Below are 17,258 nucleotides of genomic sequence, written 5' to 3' on the forward strand. Positions count from 1 at the left end.
AAGCCCCGCAGGCGGCGATGGCCTGCGGGGCTTTGCGGTGATCTGCGCAGCGTCAAGCCGCTGAGCGTTCGCCCGGGGCGATCAGCAGATCAGTATGTCCACTTGAGCGAGGCCACGGCCGAGCGGCCTGCGGCCATGGTCGCGTAGTGGGGCGAGCGGATGCCGCTGTAGTAGACCTTGTCGCCCAGGTTGTACAGGTTCAGCTGCACGGTCAGGTTGCGGTCGATCTGGTAGGCCACCATGGCGTCGTAGCGCGCATAGCCGCTGGCGCCCTTGGTGACGATGCCGCCATCCACCGTGGACAGGATGTAGCTCTGGTTCACGCTGCTCTGGGCGTAGATGCCCAGGCCCACGGTCAGCTTTGCCATGGGCTTGTAGCTGGTCCACAGGCTGAAGCTGTGCTTGGGCGTGTTGGGGAAGGGCTGGCCATTGGCCACGCTGCCCGCGCCGGCGTTCTTCTGCTCGCTGTCCATGTAGGTGTAGCCGCCGAAGACGCTCAGGCCCGGCAGCACGCTGCCCGTAAAGCCCAGCTCCACACCGTTGACCACCTTGTTGCCGCCCATATAGGTGACGCCGTTTTCGGTGATGCGCGCATTGGTCACGTCGTTGCGGAACAGCGCGGCCGTCAGCGCCAGGCGCTTTTCCATCAGGTCCCACTTGGTGCCCAGTTCGAGCGAGCGGGTCTTCTCGGGAGCGAGGTTGGCCAGCTGGTCGGTGGAGATGCCCAGGTCCTCGTTGCCGTTGCCCAGCATGGAGCCGCCGGGGCGCGAGGAGGTGCCGATGCTGGCGTAGATGCTGCCGTTGGTGGCCGGCTTGTAGACCAGGCCCAGCTGGTAGTTGAAAAGCGTGTCCGAGCGGCTCAGGTCATAGGCGGGCGTGTTGCGGCCGGCGGGGCCGGAGGCGCTGAGTTTGTAGTGGTCCATGCGCAGGCCGGCGTTGAGCAACCACTGGTCGTTGAACTTCAGCGTGTCGAAGCCGTACAGCGCCACGGTGTCGATCTGGTTGTGGCTGGGGTCGCCCAGCGTCACGGGCAGGTTCCACAGCGGGCTGCTGTCGGGGTTGTTCAGCGAGGCGCACCACAGGCTGGCGGCCGTGCAGGTGGTGTTGGTGGTCTGTACGGCAGCCGTGCGGGATTCTGCCTTTTCCTTGGACAGCTCCAGGCCGAACGAGTAGCTGTGGCCCACGCTGCCGGTCTGGGCCTTGCCCGTGAATTCCGAGAGGTTCTGCAGCGTCTTGATGTCGGCCACGCGTGCATTGCCACGGCGGAACACATAGCCATTGACGACATTGCCCTTGCTGTCGTCGGGCTGGGTCCACAGGTAGTCCTGTTCGGTCTTGCTGTAGCGCAGGCTGTTGCGGAACTTCTGGGTGTCGGTGAACTTGTGCTCCACGGTGGCCGTGAACAGGTCGCTCTTTTCCTTTTCGTAGTCGCGGCTGGTCAGGCCGTACCAGTTGTCGCGGTTGTTGCCGTAGGTGGGACGCACCACGCTGCCGCCGCGCAGGCCGGCCGCAGCCGTGTTGCTGTACAGGTAGGGCACGCCGCCATCGGGAATGTTGTCGGTCTGCAGGTGCTGCCAGGACAGCGAGACCTCGGTGGGCGTGCCCATGCCGAAGGTCACCGTGGGGGCAATGCCCCAGCGCTTGTTCTCGGGGCCGCTGCGGCCGGGAACGTCGGCGTCATGCACCATGGCGTTCAGGCGCAGGCCCACGCCTTCGCCCAGCACGCGGTTGGCGTCGATGGTGGCGCGCCGGTAGCTGTCCGTGCCCAGGCCCACGTCGCCGCTGATGAAGTTCTCGTTCCTGGCCTTCTTGGTCACCAGGTTGATGGAGCCGCCCGCGCCGCCACGGCCTGCATAGGCCGAATCGGCGCCCTTGATGACTTCTACCGCTTCCAGGTTGAACACCTCGCGCGTGCCGGCCGCAATGTCGCGCATGCCGTCCACGAAGGTGCTGGCCTGGGCATCCATGCCGCGGATGAAGGGCTGGTCACCCGAGGGGTTGCCACCTTCGCCGTTGCCGAAGGTGATGCCGGGCGTGGACCGCAGGGCTTCCTGCAGGCTGGTCGCGCCGGTCTGCTTGATGATTTCCTCGTTGATGACCTGCACCGTCTTGGGCGTGTCCACCAGCGGGGCCGTGAACTTGGCCGAGGAGGCGTTGTCGGTCTTGACGGGCGCTTCGGTCGAAGACGTCACGTTCACGGTGCCCAGCGTGGTGCTGGTCTGCGCGAAGGCCGAGGTGCCCGCGAGGCACAGGGCAGCGGCAAGGGCCAGCTGGGTGAGGTTCGCGGGGGGGAGGATTTGTTGGATTTTGCTCATGTTCACTCCGATGAAAGCCCGCGGATTGTTATTGCGAATCACTAGTGTTCGGTTTCTGCTTCGTAAAGTTGGCCTGTTTGCCCTGGGTAAAAGTCCTTCGCGTTGCCGCCATGCAACAAACGAAAACCGTGTTTCACCAAAGATTCAATGAAAAAGCGGCTGTCGCCAGCCGCTTGAGTCTGCTGCGAGGCGCCTGCAGCGCCCGTCCCTGGCCTTATTCGTTGGCCGGGTTGGCCAGCAGGGCCTTGTAGATCACGGCGCCGATCAGCGCACCCACGATGGGGGCCACCCAGAACAGCCACAGTTGCGAGATGGCGATCTCGGGGCCGAACAGGGCCGGGCCCGTGCTGCGCGCGGGGTTGACCGAGGTATTGGTCACGGGAATCGAGATCAGGTGGATCAGCGTCAGGCACAGGCCGATGGCCAGCCCGCCAAAGCCGGCCGCCGCGCGCTTGGCCGTGGCGCCCAGGATGACCAGGATGAAGAAGGCGGTCATCACCACCTCGGTGACCAGGGCTGCCGTCATGCCGTAGCCGCCCGGCGAATGCGCGCCGTAGCCGTTGGTGGCAAAGCCGCCGATGTCGGCACCGGCCTTGCCCGTGGCGATCACATAGAGGATGGCCGCGCCCGTGATGGCGCCCAGCACCTGCGAGACGATGTAGCCCGGCAGTTCGCTCCAGGCAAAGCGCCCGCCCATGGCCAGGCCCACGGAGACGGCCGGGTTGAAGTGCCCGCCCGAGATGGGCCCGAAGGCATAGGCGCCCGTGAGCACCGTCAGGCCGAAGGCCAGCGAGACGCCGACCAGGCCGATGCCCACCTGCGGGAAGGCGGCGGCCAGCACGGCCGCACCGCAGCCGCCCAGGGTCAGCCACAGGGTCCCGAGGAATTCGGCGGACCATTTTTGAACAGAGCTGTGCATGGAAAATCTCCTGAAGCAGGCCCGCCATTGCGCCCGGGCCCTGCGCGCACCGTCCGCCGCACAGCGGAAAGTGGCGCAGTTATAGCCCTGCGCCAGCCCCGCCGTGAGGGCGAAAAAGTGAACAATCGTCCAGAGCCTGCGTCGCCACAGGGGCGGCGGGGTCTTGATAATGCGCTCGCCGGCCCGAGATGAGGGCTGATTTTTTCCCTGTTGTGAACCCATAGGACATAGGACACTGTCTGCATGAGCAAGCAAACCCATTCTTTTCAGGCCGAAGTTGCACAACTGCTGCACCTGGTCACGCATTCGCTGTACTCCAACCCCGAGATCTTCCTGCGCGAGCTGGTCTCCAACGCCTCCGACGCCTGCGACAAGCTGCGCTTCGAGGCGCTGAACAATGCCGCGCTGTATGAAGACCAGCCCAACCTGGAAGTGCGCGTGTCCTTCGACGCCGCCGCCAAGACGCTGACCATTGCCGACACCGGCATCGGCATGAGCGAGCAGGAAGCCATCGACAACCTGGGCACCATCGCCAAGAGCGGCACCAAGGCCTTCATGGACAAGCTGTCGGGCGACCAGAAGTCGGACTCGCAGCTGATCGGCCAGTTCGGCGTGGGCTTTTACTCGGGCTACATCGTGGCCGACAAGATCACCGTGGAAACACGCCGCGCGGGCCTGCCGGCCTCCGAAGGCGTTCGCTGGACCAGCGGCGGCACGGGCGAGTTCGAGGTCGAGCAGATCGAGCGCCCCCAGCGCGGCACCAGCATCACGCTGCACCTGCGCCCCGAGGCCGAGGAGTTCCTCAACGCCTGGAAGATCAAGCAGGTCATCGGCAAGTACTCCGACCACATCAGCCTGCCCATCCTCATGGAAAAAGAGGAGTGGAAGGACGGCGAGAACGACCAGCCCGGCACCATGGAGAAGACGGGCGAGTGGGAGACCATCAACAAGGCCAGCGCGCTGTGGACGCGTCCCAAGAAGGACATCACGGCCGAGCAGTACCAGGACTTCTACAAGGCCATCAGCCACGACTTCGAGAACCCGCTGACCTGGAGCCACAACCGCGTCGAGGGCAACACCGAGTACACGCAGCTGCTGTTCATCCCCGCCAAGGCGCCGTTCGACCTCTACAACCGCGACAAGAAGGCCGGCGTCAAGCTCTACGTCAAGCGCGTCTTCATCATGGATGACGCCGAGGCGCTGATGCCCGGCTACCTGCGCTTCGTCAAGGGCGTGATCGACTCGGCCGACCTGCCGCTGAACGTCAGCCGCGAGCTGCTGCAGGAAAGCCGCGACGTGCGCCTGATCCGCGACGGCTCGACCAAGCGCGTGCTGTCCATGCTGGAAGACCTGGCCAAGCACGATCGCCACGACGCTGCCGCTGACGCGGCGGCCGACGGCGTCACCGACGTGGTCAGTGAAGAGGACAAGGCCAAGGAAGGCAAGTACAGCCAGTTCTACGCCGAGTTCGGCCCCGTGCTCAAGGAAGGCCTGGGCGAGGACTTTGCCAACAAGGAACGCATCGCCAAGCTGCTGCGCTTTTCTTCCACCAGCCAGGACGAGGCCATCGTCTCGCTGGCCGACTACAAGGCCCGCATGAAGGAAGGCCAGGACGCGATCTACTACATCACGGCCGACTCCCTGACCGCAGCCCGCAACAGCCCGCAGCTCGAAGTCTTCCGCAAGAAGGGCATCGAAGTGCTGCTGATGGCCGACCGCGTGGACGAATGGGCCATGGGCTACCTGACCGAATTCGACGGCACGCCGCTGCAGTCCGTGGCCAAGGGCGCCGTGGACCTGGGCAAGCTGCAGGACGAAGAGGAAAAGAAGGCCGCCGAGGAAGCGGCCGAGACTTTCAAGCCCCTGCTGGCCAAGCTCAAGGAAGCGCTCAAGGACAAGGCCGAGGACGTGCGCGTGACCACGCGCCTGGTGGACTCGCCCGCCTGCCTGGTGGTGCAGGACGGCGGCATGAGCCTGCAACTGGCGCGCCTGCTCAAGCAGGCCGGCCAGCAGGCGCCGGACGCCCGCCCCGTGCTGGAGGTCAATCCCGAGCATCCGCTGGTCAAGAAGCTGGACGGTTCGGTGCATTTCCATGACCTGGCCAACATCCTGTTCGACCAGGCCGTGTTGGCCGAAGGCGGCATGCCCGAAGACCCGGCCGCCTACGTCAGGCGCGTGAACGCGCTGCTGGCGTGAGTTCCTCACAAGGATTGCCTCGCCGCATTCCCTAGGCCTTAGTGCCTGCTCACTGCCGCGCCAGCGCGCGGCAGATCAGCATTGCAAGCCGGTGCCAGCCAAGCTGCCACCGGCTTTTTCACGTCTGCGTTCCGTGAGGAAAACCGACCGAAAAAGCTCGACTCACAAAAAACTCACAAATACTTCTAAATACTCACTTTTGTTAAAAATTCCAGATCATATTTACTTTTGGTAATAAAGAACCATCATGCCTCCTTTTGGTGCGTCCGGTTGTCGGCTTTTTGACAGAGCTGTTCCAGCCGGGCACCTCGTGCGTCCGTGCCTGCGGCATTCGGCGCTGTCAACGAAGCAAAAGAGAGGTTTGTATGGCTTTCACGAGAAAGGGCTGGCTGGCGCGTGCGCTGCTGTCCGGCGGCTTGCTGGCAACAGCGGCTGCCGTGGCGGCGCCGGCCGACACCGACATCCTGGTCAACCAGGACGGTCTCTATGACGGACAGGACGCATCGGCAGGCCCTGCCGGCGGCACCTTCACCTATGTGGCCAAGGTCAGGCACAACAACATCGGTCCCGACGCCGTAGGCGTCACCCTGACCGAGGTGCTGCCCGTGGGCGCCGTGTTCCAGGGCTACAGCAGCAGCCCGGGCGGCATCACCTGCACGGCACCCGCGGCCGGTACGGTGCTCACCGCAGGCAACAACACGCTGGTCTGCAACATCGGCAACCTGGCGCCCGCCGATGGCTTCAAGTCCGTGGGCTTCGAGGTCATCCTGCCGACCGTCGGCACCAACTGGCGCGCCGTGGCCAGTGCGCGCATGGCCTCGCCCGACTACGACAACGACCAGAACAACACGCAGCTGGACCGCAACTTCACCACCACCGAGGCCGCCGATCTGGCCATCGCGATGGCCGCTCCCGCCAGCGTCGCCAACGGCGGCGCCTTCCAGTACACCATCGACGTGCAGAACAAGGGCCCGTCCGAGGTGCCCGCCGGTGGCCGTACCGTGGTGCGTTTCCCCGTGCCCAACGGCGCCGTGATCACGGGCGCGCCTGCAGGCAGCGGCTGGAGCTGTACGCCCGCCTCGGGCTATCCGCTGATCTCGGGCGAACTCAGCTGCACGCGCGGCGGACCCGTGGCGCCGGGCGCCGTGCTGCCTTCCATCTCCGTGCCGGCCATCGCCAACATGAGCGGCACCATTGCTGGCGCTGCCAGCGTCAAGGGCTACAAGGACGCCAGCACGGAGATGCCGGACGGCCAGTCCGGCAACAACACCGCCAGCGCCGCCGTGGTCTCCAGCGGCAGCGAGTTCGTGGATGTCTCGCTGCGCAAGCAGGTGGCGCCCACGGTGCTGGATGCGCTGCAGGCGACCGAGGTCACCTACACGCTGCAGCCGCGCCGCGAGGGCGGCTCCCTCGTGCCGCGCGATCTCACCGTCACCGACACCCTGCCGGCCGGCGTGACCTTCACGGGCTTCGACGGCAGCACGGCGCCCTGGAACTGCGGCCACAACAGCGGCACCATTACCTGCACCCACGCGGGCGAGTACCCGGTGGCCGGCTACGCCAACATGCAGGCCATCCGCTTCAAGGCCAGCGTGGCTGCGGGTGGAACGCCGGGTGCGCAACTGGTCAATCAGGGCGTGATCGGGGTTCCACCCGAACTCAACGAGCCCAACAAGACCAACAACACCGATAGCGCGGCGGTGAGCTTCAGCAACGATGCGCGGCTGCGCCTCGTCAAGGCCGGCCCCAGCCGCCCGGTGCTGGCGGGTGAGGAGTTCCAGTACACGATCACGGTGACCAACAACGGTCCCATGCCTGTGCTGCCGAATCAGCTGATCACCGTATCCGACACCCCTGCGGACAACCGAATGACCGTCATCGGCATGTCCGGTGCGGGCACCGGCGCGGGTGACTGGACCTGCGCCGCCCAGAGCTGCACCTCGACCGCGGGCCTGGCCGTGGGCGCCAGCCGCCAGATCACGGTCAGGGCCAAGGTCACGCTGGCGTCGGGCCATCTGGACTTCACCAACAACGCCTCCGCTGGCGTGGTCGGCCGGGACAATGCATCGGCCAGCACTTCGGCCACGGTCACCGTGTCTGCCGACAAGGTGGATGTGGGCATCGTCAAGAGCGTGGTCAGCCCTGTGCCGCCGGCCTCCATCAAGAGCGGTGAAGAGGTCACCTACCAGCTGGTGGTGAAGAACCACTCGGCCAGCACGACGGTGACGAATGTCCGCGTGCGCGACGCGCTGCAGTCCCTGGTCAAGCAGACCGACGGCGTGCGCATCGTGGGCGGCAACCCGGTGGACGAGGCCGGCAATCCCGTGCCGTACACCTACCCGGGCGGCGGCTTTGTCTCCAGCCGCATCGTCTCCGGCGCAAACGCCAGTTGCGGCACGCCCACGGGCGGCGTCAACAGCGAGGCGCGCGAGTTGACCTGCACCATTGCCTCGATGGCTCCCGACGCCGAAGTGGTGATCGAGGTCAAGATCCGCCCCAAGCGCGCCACCACCGGCACCTATGCCAACGCGGCCTCGGCCCAGTCCCTGGACATCCATGACGCCGATCCCGGCAACGATTCCTCGACGGCCAGCATCACCGTGCAGGCCATCGCGGAAATCGCCGCGCAAAAGCAGGTCTCGCCCAAGGTGGCGGCTGCGGGCGAGCCGCTGACCTATACGGTCACGGTGCCCAACTACGGCCCCTCGTCGGCCGCCAATGTCACGCTCAAGGACGTGCTGCCTGCAGACGCCATCTTCATCGGCACGCCCACGGTCTCCGGCGGCGGCACCTGTACTCCGGCTGCCACCGATGGCGTGCAGGGCGGAACGCTGGAGTGCGCCTGGACCAATCCGCTGCCCACAGGCGCGCAGTACACCGTGAGCTACAAGATGCGCTCGCGCGGCGATCTGGCGGCCGACACGGAGATCCTCAACACGGTCGCCGTGGACACCGCCACCGAGGAACTGACCAAGGCCAACAACCAGGCCGAGGCCAAGGCCCGGCTCAAGCGTGCCGAGCTGGATGTGAACATCAGCATGCGCCACACGGCGGACGGCCTGGTGCTGGGTGAGGACACCGAATACACCATCACGGTGACCAACTCCGGCCCCTCCTACGCCACCCAGGTGGTCGTGACCGACAAGTTCCCCGCATCGGGCTCCACGGCCACCTTCAGCTACCAGAACGGCCTGGCGCTGGCCGGCATTCCCGGCGCCTCCGCATCCTGGTGCGGCGTGCAGCCGGCGCTGAACGCGACCAGCGGGCCGCTGCAGTGCACCATCCCTGCGCTGGCGCCGGGCCAGAGCATGACCATCAAGTTCAAGATGCGCGCACAGACCCTGCCCGACAAGGCATCGGGCGGCACCATCTACCACGAGGCCTCGGTCAAGCCCTTCGAGACGGAATGGCTGAGCAATGGCGGCGATGTGATCGTCAACAACACCACCACCGACCGGACCTCCACCAGCCGCCAGGGCAATGCCGTGGACCTGGGGATCGGCAAGCAGGGCCCCGCCGGCCCGCTGGACGATGGCGACACGGCCAGCTACACGCTGACCGTCACCAACTACGGCCGCGATCCGCAGTCGCCCGCGGGCGGCTCGGTGACCGACGTGCTGCCCGCCGGGCTGGAGTTCGTCTCGGCCTCGGCAGGCTGCAGCTACGCCAGCGGCACGCGCACCGTGACCTGCAGCGTGCCGCAGCTGGCCCAGGGCGGCACGGCGGTCTTCACGCTGGAGACAAAGCTGGACAAGCCCTACAAGGGCGCCCGCCCGCTGGTCAACTCGGCCACGGTCTCGGTGCCCGGTGACGGCAATCCCGACAACGACAAGAGCACGACCACCACGCCGCTCAAGCCGGGCCCGGACACCACGGCCAGCATTCCCACGCTGTCGCAGTGGGGCCTGATGCTGATGTCGTCCCTGCTGGCGCTGATGGCGCTGGGGACCATGCGCAGGCGCGAGCGTCGGTGATGCGCCCGTGACGGCAAGGGCCGGTGGCGTGATTCACGCACCGGCCTTTGTCGTCTTTGAGCGGTCCGAAGATAATGCGAGCCTATAGAGGGACACTGTTTCGCAACTGCCAGGTCGCAAGCCCGGCAACCAACACTCCAAGACCTGCCATGCTGCGCTTCTTTCTGATCTTTCTGGCCATCCAGCTGACGATGTTCGGGCTGAACCTGCTCAGTTGGGTGCAGCAGCACATCGTGCTGCCCTGGACGGCCTTCCTGGCGCACATCTGTGCCTCGCTGGTGACCTGGTTCGACAGCACGGCCTCGGCCACGGGCAAGGTGCTGTGGAACACGGCCACGGGCTTCGGCGTCTCCATCGAGGCCGGCTGCAATGGCCTGGAGGCCTACATCGTGCTGTTTGCCGCCGTGATGGCCTTCCCCTCGTCATGGCGCCAGAAGCTGGTGGGCCTGCTGGCCGGCTTCGTGGCCGTACAGGCCATCAATGTGCTGCGCGTCATCAGCCTGTTCTACCTGGGCCAGTGGAGCACCACGGCCTTCAACTTCGCGCATGAGTACCTCTGGCAGGCGCTGATCATGCTGGACGTGCTGGTGTTCTGGCTGCTGTGGGTGCGCTGGAGCGGCCGCAAGGCGCCGTCGCAGGATGATGGCGGCCAGCCGCCGCTGCCGCCCGCCGCTGCAGCTTCCGCCGCCGTGGCCGCCTGAGGAGCAGGCCATGATCGGACGCAATCCCATCTCGCGCTTCGCGGCCCTGGCCATGGGCGGCATCGTGGTGCTGACCCTGGCCTGGACGCTGGCGGCTGGCTGGCTGGCCGTGCCGGTGTCCGGCATGAGCAAGTGGATGCTGGAGAACGCCGCCAACGGCTGGGTGCAGCGCGTGGACATGGAGACGCCCCGCAGCCTGGTCGTCAATTCCTCGGTCCAGGTCTCCAACGAGCAGACCGGCTGGCGCCGCGCTGAGGCCATCGTCGAGGTCGATCCCGCCCGCTACGGCTACGGCCTGCCGGTGCTGGTGGCCATGCTGCTGGCGGCCTGGGGTCCGGGCCGGTGGTGGCGCATCCTGGTTGGGTATGTGGCGCTGCTGCCGCTGCAGACCTTCAGTGTGGTCACGCAGGTGTTGATGCAGTTGTGCCTGGCGGCCAAGCTGGACCTCAATGTGTTGGGTCTCCAGGGATGGCAGCTCAATGCCATTGTCTACGGCTACCAGATGGGGGGCCTGATGGTGCCCACGCTGGCGCCTGTACTGCTGTGGCTGGTGCTGGACATGGGCTTTGTGCGCCGCGTGCTGCTGCCGGCCTGGAACCGCAGCCGTGCTGCCGCCGCACCGCAGCCCGTGGTGGCGCCCAAGCCTTCGGCATGGCGCCAGACGGATGGCGCGGCCACCTCCACCGGCAACCCGCTGGTGTCCTCCAGCAGCGCAGCTACCCTGCCACGGGCCAAGGCCAAGACCACGGGGCCGGCGCAGTAGGCCTGCACTTCCCGGCTGGCGGGCAGGCCCTGTTTTCTCAGCCCTGCGCGGGCATGGGCGGCAGCAGGCCGCGCTCGGTGATGAAGTCGATCACCTCGCGCAGGCCCTTGCCGCTTTTCACGCTGCCCATCACATAGGGCTTGTGGGCGCGCATGCGCTGCGTGTCGGCTTCCATGATGGACAGGTTGGCGCCCACGTAGGGCGCCAGGTCGGTCTTGTTGACCACCAGCAGATCGCTCTTGGTGATGCCGGGGCCGCCCTTGCGCGGAATCTTCTCGCCGCCGGCCACGTCGATCACGTAGATGGTCAGGTCCGACAGCTCGGGGCTGAAGGTGGCGGCCAGGTTGTCGCCGCCGCTTTCGATGAAGACGATGTCCGCCTCGGGGAACTGGCGCAGCATGCGGTCCACGGCTTCAAGGTTGATGGAGGCGTCCTCGCGGATGGCCGTGTGCGGGCAGCCGCCGGTCTCCACGCCCATGATGCGCTCGGGCGGCAGGGCCTCGGCCACCGTCAGCAGGCGCTGGTCTTCCTTGGTGTAGATGTCGTTGGTGATGACCACCAGGTCGTAGTGGGCGCGCATGGCCTTGCACAGCATCTCCAGCAGCGTGGTCTTGCCGGAGCCGACCGGGCCGCCGATGCCGACGCGCAGCGGGGGGAGTTTCTTGGTGCGGGTGTTCATGGTGGACTTGGGGTGAGTGATCAGGACCGGAAGAGCCGGGAGTACTGGTGTTCGTGCCGTGCCTGCAGCACGCTCCATTGGGGCAGCATGGTGTCCAGCCGGGGCGGCGCCTCGCTGGCGCGGCGGCGTGCCTCGCCCACGGCCTGCTCCAGCAGCGGATGCAGGGCCAGCAGCAGGCTCTGGCCCGCCACCTGGCCCAGCGGCACGGCCTTGATGGCGGCGGCCACCTGGTTCTCCAGCCAGGCAAAGCCATAGGCCAGCAGGGCATGGTCCTCGTCGGCATCCACGGCGGCGCAGGCACAGGCAAAGGCCGTGGGATAGGCCAGGCCCGGTCCCTCCACAAGGGCGCCCAGTTGTGCGATGCGGGGTGCAAAGGCCTCGCCGCCCCAGGGCACGGAGCGCAGCAGGCTGTGCAGCGACCAGCCCATCTGCAGCGTCTCGGCACGGGCCTCGCGGCTGTCGCGGCTGGCAATGAACCACTGGTTCCATTCGTGCACCGCCCCCTCGTCGCCTGCGCTCCAGGCCCGGCGCAGCAGCAGCCACAGCGGCGCCTCGCAGCGTGCAAAGCCGTGGGCCAGCGCATCGGCAATCCAGGTGCGCGCCGTGCCGGCATCCGTGACCAGGCCGTGCTCGATGGCGGCCTCCAGCCCCTGCGAATAGCTGAAGCCGCCCACGGGCAGCTGGGGCGATGCCAGGTGCAGCAGGGCGCACAGCCCCTGTATCGACAGGTCAGCCATGCGGATGGTCGTGGCCGTGCCCGTGTCCGCAGCAGCCTTTGTGATCATGGTCATGGCTGTGATCGTGGCCATGTTCATGCCCGTGGGAATGATCGTGTGAATGGCCGTGTGCGTGCCCATGGTCATGCAGCGCATACACGCTCTGCGCCAGTGCCTGGTCCTCGGCAAAGCTGGCGTCATGGCCGTGGCGGTGGCCGCCGCCATAGGCACCGGCCTCGGGCTCGAAGGGCGCATCCACCAGGGCCACCTGCGCGCCCAGGCGCAGCAGCATGTCGTGCAGCACGGGGTCGTTTTCCAGGTGCAGGTGCGTGGGCGTGACCTCCACCGGGATATGCCGGTTGCCCAGGTGGTAGGCCGCACGCAGCAGGCCCAGCGGCGTGGCCGCCGTCACGCGCAACACCGCCTGGGGCGCCGCGCGCACGGCGACCAGGCTGCCATCCTCGGCCACCAGCACATCGCCGCCGCGCAGCACGCTGCCGCGCGCCAGCACCACGGCCAGCTCGCGCCCCGTGGAGTCCGTTGCCGCAAAGCGGCTCTTCTGGCGCATGTCCCAGTCCAGCTCCAGCGTGGCGGCGCGCCTGACCAGCACGGCGGCAAGGCCGCCGCCCTGGGGCATGTGTTTGTTGACGGTGAGCATGGATTTGCTTTTTACTAAGAGTGGGTACCGCGTGACGCAACCGAAGACAGCAAAGGAGGGGTCATCATGTTCGCCGTCAAACTGATCGAGGTAGGAGATGCCTTGGGATTGATCTTTCCCGAGGAGTTGCTGAGGCGTTTGAAGCTCGGCGAAGTTGACCGTTTGTACATGAGGGAGTCTGCGAACGGCAGTGTCACCTTATTTGCCTATGACCCGGATGATCATCTTCCGGGTGGTACGGGTACATCTTCTTCAGGCGATGCAAACGCGTGAATCTGCTCTGCATAGGGATGACCAGATAGTCAGAACAGAAAATACCGCTGCGCCATCGGCAGCTCGGTGGCGGGCTCGCAGGTCAGCAGCTGGCCGTCGGCCACGACCTGGTAGGTCTCGGGATCGACGCTGATGTCGGGCTGCCAGTCGTTGTGCACCATGTCGCGCTTGCTGACGCTGCGGCAGTTTTCCACGGCCACGGTGCGCTTGCGCAGGCCGTAGCGGTCTGCCACGCCGGCCTGCTGGGCGGCCTGCGAGACGAAGGTGAGGCTGGCCGCCGCCACGCCGCTGCCCTGGCCCGCGAACATGGGCCGGTAGTGCACGGGCTGGGGCGTGGGGATGCTGGCGTTGGGATCGCCCATGGCGGCGCTGGCGATGCTGCCGCCCTTGAGGATGAGGCTGGGCTTGACGCCGAAGAACGCCGGCCGCCACAGCACCAGGTCGGCCAGCTTGCCGACCTCGACCGAGCCCACGACATGGGCGATGCCATGCGTGCGTGCGGGGTTGATGGTGTACTTGGCCACGTAGCGCTTGACGCGGAAGTTGTCGTGGCGCGCGTTGTCGCCCGGCAGGCTGCCGCGCTGGACCTTCATCTTGTGCGCGGTCTGCCAAGTGCGCAGCACGACCTCGCCCACGCGGCCCATGGCCTGGCTGTCGCTGGAGATCATGGAGAAGGCGCCCAGGTCGTGCAGCACGTCCTCGGCGGCGATGGTCTCGCGGCGGATGCGGCTTTCGGCGAAGGCGATGTCCTCGGCAATGGAGGCGTCCAGGTGGTGGCAGACCATGAGCATGTCCAGGTGCTCGTCCAGCGTGTTCACCGTGTAGGGCCGCGTGGGGTTGGTGGACGAGGGCAGCACGTTGGCCTCGCCGCAGACCTTGATGATGTCGGGCGCGTGGCCGCCGCCCGCGCCTTCGGTGTGGTAGGTGTGGATGGTGCGGCCCTTGAAGGCGGCCACCGTGGCCTCGACGAAGCCGCCCTCGTTGAGCGTGTCGGTGTGGATGGCGACCTGGGTGTCGGTCTCGTCGGCCACGCCCAGGCAGCAGTCGATGGCGGCGGGCGTCGATCCCCAGTCCTCGTGCAGCTTCAGGCCGATGGCGCCTGCCGCGATCTGCTCGCGCAGCGGCGCGGCCTGGCTGGCGTTGCCCTTGCCCAGCAGGCCGATGTTCATGGGGTAGCCGTCCACGGCCTGCAGCATGCGCTCCATGTGCCAGGGGCCGGGCGTGACCGTGGTGGCGAAGGTGCCTGTGGCCGGGCCCGTGCCGCCGCCGATCATGGTGGTCACGCCGCTGGTCAGCGCCTCGTCGATCTGCTGTGGGCAGATGAAGTGGATGTGCGTGTCGATGCCGCCGGCCGTGACGATCATGCCCTCGCCCGCAATGATTTCCGTGCCGGGGCCGATGACGATGGTCACGCCCGGCTGCATGTCCGGGTTGCCGGCCTTGCCTATGCCTGCGATCAGCCCGTTCTTGATGGCGATGTCGGCCTTGACGATGCCCCAGTGGTCGATGATCACGGCATTGGTGATGACGGTGTCGGCGCAGTCGGCGGCCATGCGCTGGCTCTGGCCCATGCCGTCGCGGATGACCTTGCCGCCGCCGAACTTGACCTCTTCACCGTAGATCGTGTGGTCCTTCTCGATCTCGATGACCAGGGCCGTGTCGGCCAGCCGCAGGCGGTCGCCCACGGTGGGGCCGAACATCTCGGCATAGGCCTGGCGCGTGATGCTTGCCATGAATGTTCCCTTTCAGAGAGGCCCCATCACCTTGGCGTTGAAGCCATAGATGATGCGGTCGCCGGAGATTTCCACCAGTTCCACGGTGCGCTCCTGCCCGGGCTCGAAGCGCACGGCCGTGCCGGCCGCGATGTTCAGCCGCCAGCCGCGTGCGGCGGCGCGGTCGAAGTGCAGGGCCTCGTTGACTTCGAAGAAATGAAAGTGCGAGCCCACCTGCACCGGCCGGTCGCCGGTGTTGGTGACCGTGAGGGTCTGCACCGGCCGGCCCGCGTTCAGCAGGATCTCGCCGGGCTCGGCGAGCAGCTCGCCGGGGATGATGCGCTCAGTCATGTGCGGCTCCCGCGCTCAGCCTGCCAGCGCCACGGCACCGTAGCCCATGGCGGCCACTCCGGCCAGGCGTGCGGCCCAGGCCGATGCCGTGCCGCCGCGCATGGCCCGGCCAAAGGCCACGCCCAGCGCATGCAGCACCAGCGTGGTGGCGACCATGCCCGCCATGTAGGCCCAGAACACGGCTGCGGGCAGCGCGTGGGGGAAGACCTCGCCATGCGCGTATCCGTGGAACAGCGCGAAGGCGCCGGCCAGCACCATGGCCAGGGCCACGGGCAGGCGGCGCTGGGCCACCAGCAGCAGGCCGAAGGCCAGCAGCGAGGCGGCCACCATGGGCTCCACGGCCGGCAGCTCCAGCGGGGTCTGCGTCAGCGCCAGGCCCAGCGCCATGCAGGCGGCAAAGGCCACGGGCGGCAGCCACTGGCGCTGCAGCATCAGCCCGCACCACAGGCCCAGGGCCAGCATGGCCAGCAGATGGTCCAGGCCCGCGATGGGGTGGGACAGCCCGGCCATCAGGGCCTGCATGGCGCCGTCACCGGCATGCAGGTGGGCGCCGGCCCCCGTATGGGCGCTGGCGGCCGTGGCGGCGGCCAGCAGGGCCGGGGCGAGCAGAAGGCGGGGATGGAACATGGCGGATCTCCTCAAACGATCGGGTGATGAACGGTGACCAGCTTGGTGCCGTCCGGGAAAGTGGCTTCGACCTGGATGTCCGGGATCATTTCTGGAATGCCCTCCATCACATCGGCGCGCGTCAGCACCGTGGTGCCCAGGTGCATGAGCTCGGCCACGGTCCTGCCGTCGCGCGCCCACTCCAGCACGGCGGCGCTGATCAGCGCCACGGCCTCGGGGTAGTTGAGCTTCAGGCCGCGCGCCTTGCGCCGCTCGGCCACCAGGGCTGCGGTGAACAGCAGCAGCTTGTCTTTTTCACGCGGGGTGAGTTCCATGGATGAGTCTCCGTTGATCAGGTCGCCCACAGGCGCGGGGGGCGGGCCGGTTGGTCCAGCAGTGCCGGGCGCAGCAGGCGCCAGCCTTCATGCAGCACGGCCCGTGCTGCCTCCATGCGCCGGGCCAGCACGCGCAGCAGCAGCACCGAGGGCGCGCCGCCCTGGCCGGCCAGCAGGCTGGCGCCGGCGCGCACTTCATCGCTCCAGGGCAGGCTGGCGGCCAGTTGCTCGCTCAATGGCTCCATGGCCGCCAGGGGTTCCGGGGCCACGGCCCAGAGGCTGGCCTGTATGGGCAAGCCTGCCCAGGCAACGGGGCTGGACAGCAGTGCATGGCCGGCGTGCAGTTCGCCTTGCTCCAGCCACAGCGGCCGTCCGCCGCATGCGAGCCGGTTGTGAAGCTGCAGGCGCGCGGCAGCGGTGGGCGCGGCGCCGGTGTGGTTCCAGTGCTCGCCCGCGCCATAGCGGCCCAGCACCACGGCATCCCAGCCGATGGCGCGCGCGCCCGGCGCCAGATCCAGGTCCAGCGCCATGGTGGCGTCGGCACCGGCGAACAGCATGTTTTCCTGTGGCAGCCATTCCAGGATGGCGCCTTCTTCCACGCGCAGCCGCACGCGCTGCGCGGCCGGGCGGCCCTGGGACTTGTACCAGCGCGTGGCGCCCGGTGTGGTCAGCAGGGCGTGGGCGCCGGGCTCCACGGTCACATCGATCTGCAACTGGTCGCCGCCGGCCACGCCGCCGGGCGGGTGCAGCAGCACGGCATGGCAGATGCCGGGGCCTTCGGGGTGCAGCGGTTTTTGCACGCGCAGCGGGCCGCTGTGGCGTGCGTGGGAAAGCACGCTGCCCTGGCCGGCGCGGTGCCCGAAGCGCAGGTCCAGCATGGCCTGCCAGCCCGAGGCGCAAGCGGGCACGGCGGTGATCGGTAGCGCTGCGGACATGGGCGTGAGGGGCGGTACAGGGCGTGGTGGTTGTAACGGCCTTTGTCATGCATTTAGCGTGCCAATCCGGTGCAGTGGCGGTTGCGCCATGCTGGTGCGCTGGCGCATCGGATTGGTGCGTTTCC

At 67.3% G+C, this 17,258-nt stretch carries 15 protein-coding genes; 5 read left to right on the forward strand and 10 right to left on the reverse strand.

The annotated features are described in order from the left end of the window. Positions 1-89 precede the first annotated feature (89 nt). Both DA1_RS03595 and aqpZ read right to left on the reverse strand, forming a co-directional pair. On the reverse strand, positions 90-2,315 hold the full coding sequence (locus tag DA1_RS03595; RefSeq protein WP_034390113.1) for a TonB-dependent receptor: 2,226 nt from the start codon (positions 2,313-2,315) through the stop codon (positions 90-92). 214 nt (positions 2,316-2,529) lie between these two features. Continuing rightward, positions 2,530-3,234 carry an aquaporin Z gene (aqpZ, locus tag DA1_RS03600; protein ID WP_012203105.1) on the reverse strand — a complete coding sequence of 235 codons (705 nt, stop codon included), beginning with the start codon at positions 3,232-3,234 and terminating at the stop codon, positions 2,530-2,532. A gap of 243 nt (positions 3,235-3,477) precedes the next feature. Between aqpZ and htpG the strand changes: the two genes are divergently transcribed. The 4 genes from htpG to DA1_RS03620 all read left to right on the forward strand — a co-directional run bounded on the left by htpG (position 3,478) and on the right by DA1_RS03620 (position 10,868). Next, complete coding sequence (gene htpG / locus DA1_RS03605; RefSeq protein ID WP_034390114.1) at positions 3,478-5,430, forward strand: molecular chaperone HtpG; 1,953 nt, start codon at positions 3,478-3,480, stop codon at positions 5,428-5,430. A 365-nt stretch (positions 5,431-5,795) separates the two neighbouring features. Continuing rightward, complete coding sequence (locus DA1_RS03610) at positions 5,796-9,404, forward strand: IPTL-CTERM sorting domain-containing protein (protein ID WP_034390115.1); 3,609 nt, start codon at positions 5,796-5,798, stop codon at positions 9,402-9,404. 149 nt (positions 9,405-9,553) lie between these two features. After that, positions 9,554-10,105 carry an exosortase H gene (gene xrtH / locus DA1_RS03615; protein WP_034390117.1) on the forward strand — a complete coding sequence of 184 codons (552 nt, stop codon included), beginning with the start codon at positions 9,554-9,556 and terminating at the stop codon, positions 10,103-10,105. Between the two features lie 10 nt (positions 10,106-10,115). Beyond that, a complete protein-coding gene (locus DA1_RS03620) occupies positions 10,116-10,868 on the forward strand; it encodes an exosortase H-associated membrane protein (protein ID WP_034398122.1) in 753 nt (250 codons plus the stop codon). Positions 10,869-10,905: 37 nt separating this feature from the next. Here DA1_RS03620 and ureG read toward each other — a convergent pair whose 3' ends face one another. The 3 genes from ureG to ureE are packed head-to-tail and all read right to left on the reverse strand — an operon-like array spanning position 10,906 to position 12,921. Further along, positions 10,906-11,547 (reverse strand): urease accessory protein UreG, encoded by a 642-nt coding sequence (gene ureG / locus DA1_RS03625; protein WP_012203110.1) that lies wholly within the window; start codon positions 11,545-11,547, stop codon positions 10,906-10,908. A 20-nt stretch (positions 11,548-11,567) separates the two neighbouring features. Then, positions 11,568-12,284 (reverse strand): urease accessory protein UreF, encoded by a 717-nt coding sequence (locus DA1_RS03630; RefSeq protein ID WP_034398124.1) that lies wholly within the window; start codon positions 12,282-12,284, stop codon positions 11,568-11,570. Next, the gene (gene ureE, locus DA1_RS03635) at positions 12,277-12,921 is read right to left on the reverse strand and encodes an urease accessory protein UreE (RefSeq protein WP_034390118.1); all 645 of its coding nucleotides are present in this window, start codon (positions 12,919-12,921) and stop codon (positions 12,277-12,279) included. Before ureE ends, DA1_RS03630 begins: the two co-directional genes overlap by 8 nt. Before the next feature lie 66 nt (positions 12,922-12,987). Here ureE and DA1_RS30215 point away from each other — a divergent pair, with 66 nt between their 5' ends. Then, positions 12,988-13,194 (forward strand): AbrB/MazE/SpoVT family DNA-binding domain-containing protein, encoded by a 207-nt coding sequence (locus DA1_RS30215; RefSeq protein ID WP_096914893.1) that lies wholly within the window; start codon positions 12,988-12,990, stop codon positions 13,192-13,194. 29 nt (positions 13,195-13,223) lie between these two features. Here DA1_RS30215 and ureC read toward each other — a convergent pair whose 3' ends face one another. From ureC to DA1_RS03660, 5 genes are read right to left on the reverse strand one after another with little or no spacing between them, the layout of a single operon-like run. Further along, positions 13,224-14,927 (reverse strand): urease subunit alpha, encoded by a 1,704-nt coding sequence (ureC, locus tag DA1_RS03640; protein ID WP_012203113.1) that lies wholly within the window; start codon positions 14,925-14,927, stop codon positions 13,224-13,226. A gap of 12 nt (positions 14,928-14,939) precedes the next feature. Beyond that, positions 14,940-15,245 (reverse strand): urease subunit beta, encoded by a 306-nt coding sequence (locus DA1_RS03645; RefSeq protein ID WP_174538844.1) that lies wholly within the window; start codon positions 15,243-15,245, stop codon positions 14,940-14,942. A 27-nt stretch (positions 15,246-15,272) separates the two neighbouring features. Further along, complete coding sequence (locus tag DA1_RS03650; protein ID WP_034390122.1) at positions 15,273-15,884, reverse strand: HupE/UreJ family protein; 612 nt, start codon at positions 15,882-15,884, stop codon at positions 15,273-15,275. An 11-nt stretch (positions 15,885-15,895) separates the two neighbouring features. Continuing rightward, the gene (locus tag DA1_RS03655; RefSeq protein ID WP_012203116.1) at positions 15,896-16,198 is read right to left on the reverse strand and encodes an urease subunit gamma; all 303 of its coding nucleotides are present in this window, start codon (positions 16,196-16,198) and stop codon (positions 15,896-15,898) included. A 17-nt stretch (positions 16,199-16,215) separates the two neighbouring features. Beyond that, positions 16,216-17,133 carry an urease accessory protein UreD gene (locus DA1_RS03660; protein WP_034390124.1) on the reverse strand — a complete coding sequence of 306 codons (918 nt, stop codon included), beginning with the start codon at positions 17,131-17,133 and terminating at the stop codon, positions 16,216-16,218. Between the last annotated feature and the right edge of the window lie 125 nt (positions 17,134-17,258).

This window comes from Delftia acidovorans NBRC 14950, assembly GCF_001598795.1.
In the GTDB taxonomy this organism is placed as follows: Bacteria; Pseudomonadota; Gammaproteobacteria; order Burkholderiales; family Burkholderiaceae_C; genus Comamonas; species Comamonas acidovorans.

Excerpts from the sequence above, each read along its gene's own strand:
- DA1_RS03620 (WP_034398122.1), top strand. The coding sequence starts at position 10,116 with ATGATCGGACGCAATCCCATCTCGCGCTTCGCGGCCCTGGCCATGGGC.
- DA1_RS03655 (WP_012203116.1), bottom strand. The coding sequence starts at position 16,198 with ATGGAACTCACCCCGCGTGAAAAAGACAAGCTGCTGCTGTTCACCGCA.
- DA1_RS03630 (WP_034398124.1), bottom strand. The coding sequence starts at position 12,284 with ATGGCTGACCTGTCGATACAGGGGCTGTGCGCCCTGCTGCACCTGGCA.
- ureE (WP_034390118.1), bottom strand. The coding sequence starts at position 12,921 with ATGCTCACCGTCAACAAACACATGCCCCAGGGCGGCGGCCTTGCCGCC.
- ureG (WP_012203110.1), bottom strand. The coding sequence starts at position 11,547 with ATGAACACCCGCACCAAGAAACTCCCCCCGCTGCGCGTCGGCATCGGC.
- ureC (WP_012203113.1), bottom strand. The coding sequence starts at position 14,927 with ATGGCAAGCATCACGCGCCAGGCCTATGCCGAGATGTTCGGCCCCACC.
- xrtH (WP_034390117.1), top strand. The coding sequence starts at position 9,554 with ATGCTGCGCTTCTTTCTGATCTTTCTGGCCATCCAGCTGACGATGTTC.
- DA1_RS30215 (WP_096914893.1), top strand. The coding sequence starts at position 12,988 with ATGTTCGCCGTCAAACTGATCGAGGTAGGAGATGCCTTGGGATTGATC.
- htpG (WP_034390114.1), top strand. The coding sequence starts at position 3,478 with ATGAGCAAGCAAACCCATTCTTTTCAGGCCGAAGTTGCACAACTGCTG.
- DA1_RS03650 (WP_034390122.1), bottom strand. The coding sequence starts at position 15,884 with ATGTTCCATCCCCGCCTTCTGCTCGCCCCGGCCCTGCTGGCCGCCGCC.
- DA1_RS03610 (WP_034390115.1), top strand. The coding sequence starts at position 5,796 with ATGGCTTTCACGAGAAAGGGCTGGCTGGCGCGTGCGCTGCTGTCCGGC.
- DA1_RS03660 (WP_034390124.1), bottom strand. The coding sequence starts at position 17,133 with ATGTCCGCAGCGCTACCGATCACCGCCGTGCCCGCTTGCGCCTCGGGC.
- aqpZ (WP_012203105.1), bottom strand. The coding sequence starts at position 3,234 with ATGCACAGCTCTGTTCAAAAATGGTCCGCCGAATTCCTCGGGACCCTG.
- DA1_RS03595 (WP_034390113.1), bottom strand. The coding sequence starts at position 2,315 with ATGAGCAAAATCCAACAAATCCTCCCCCCCGCGAACCTCACCCAGCTG.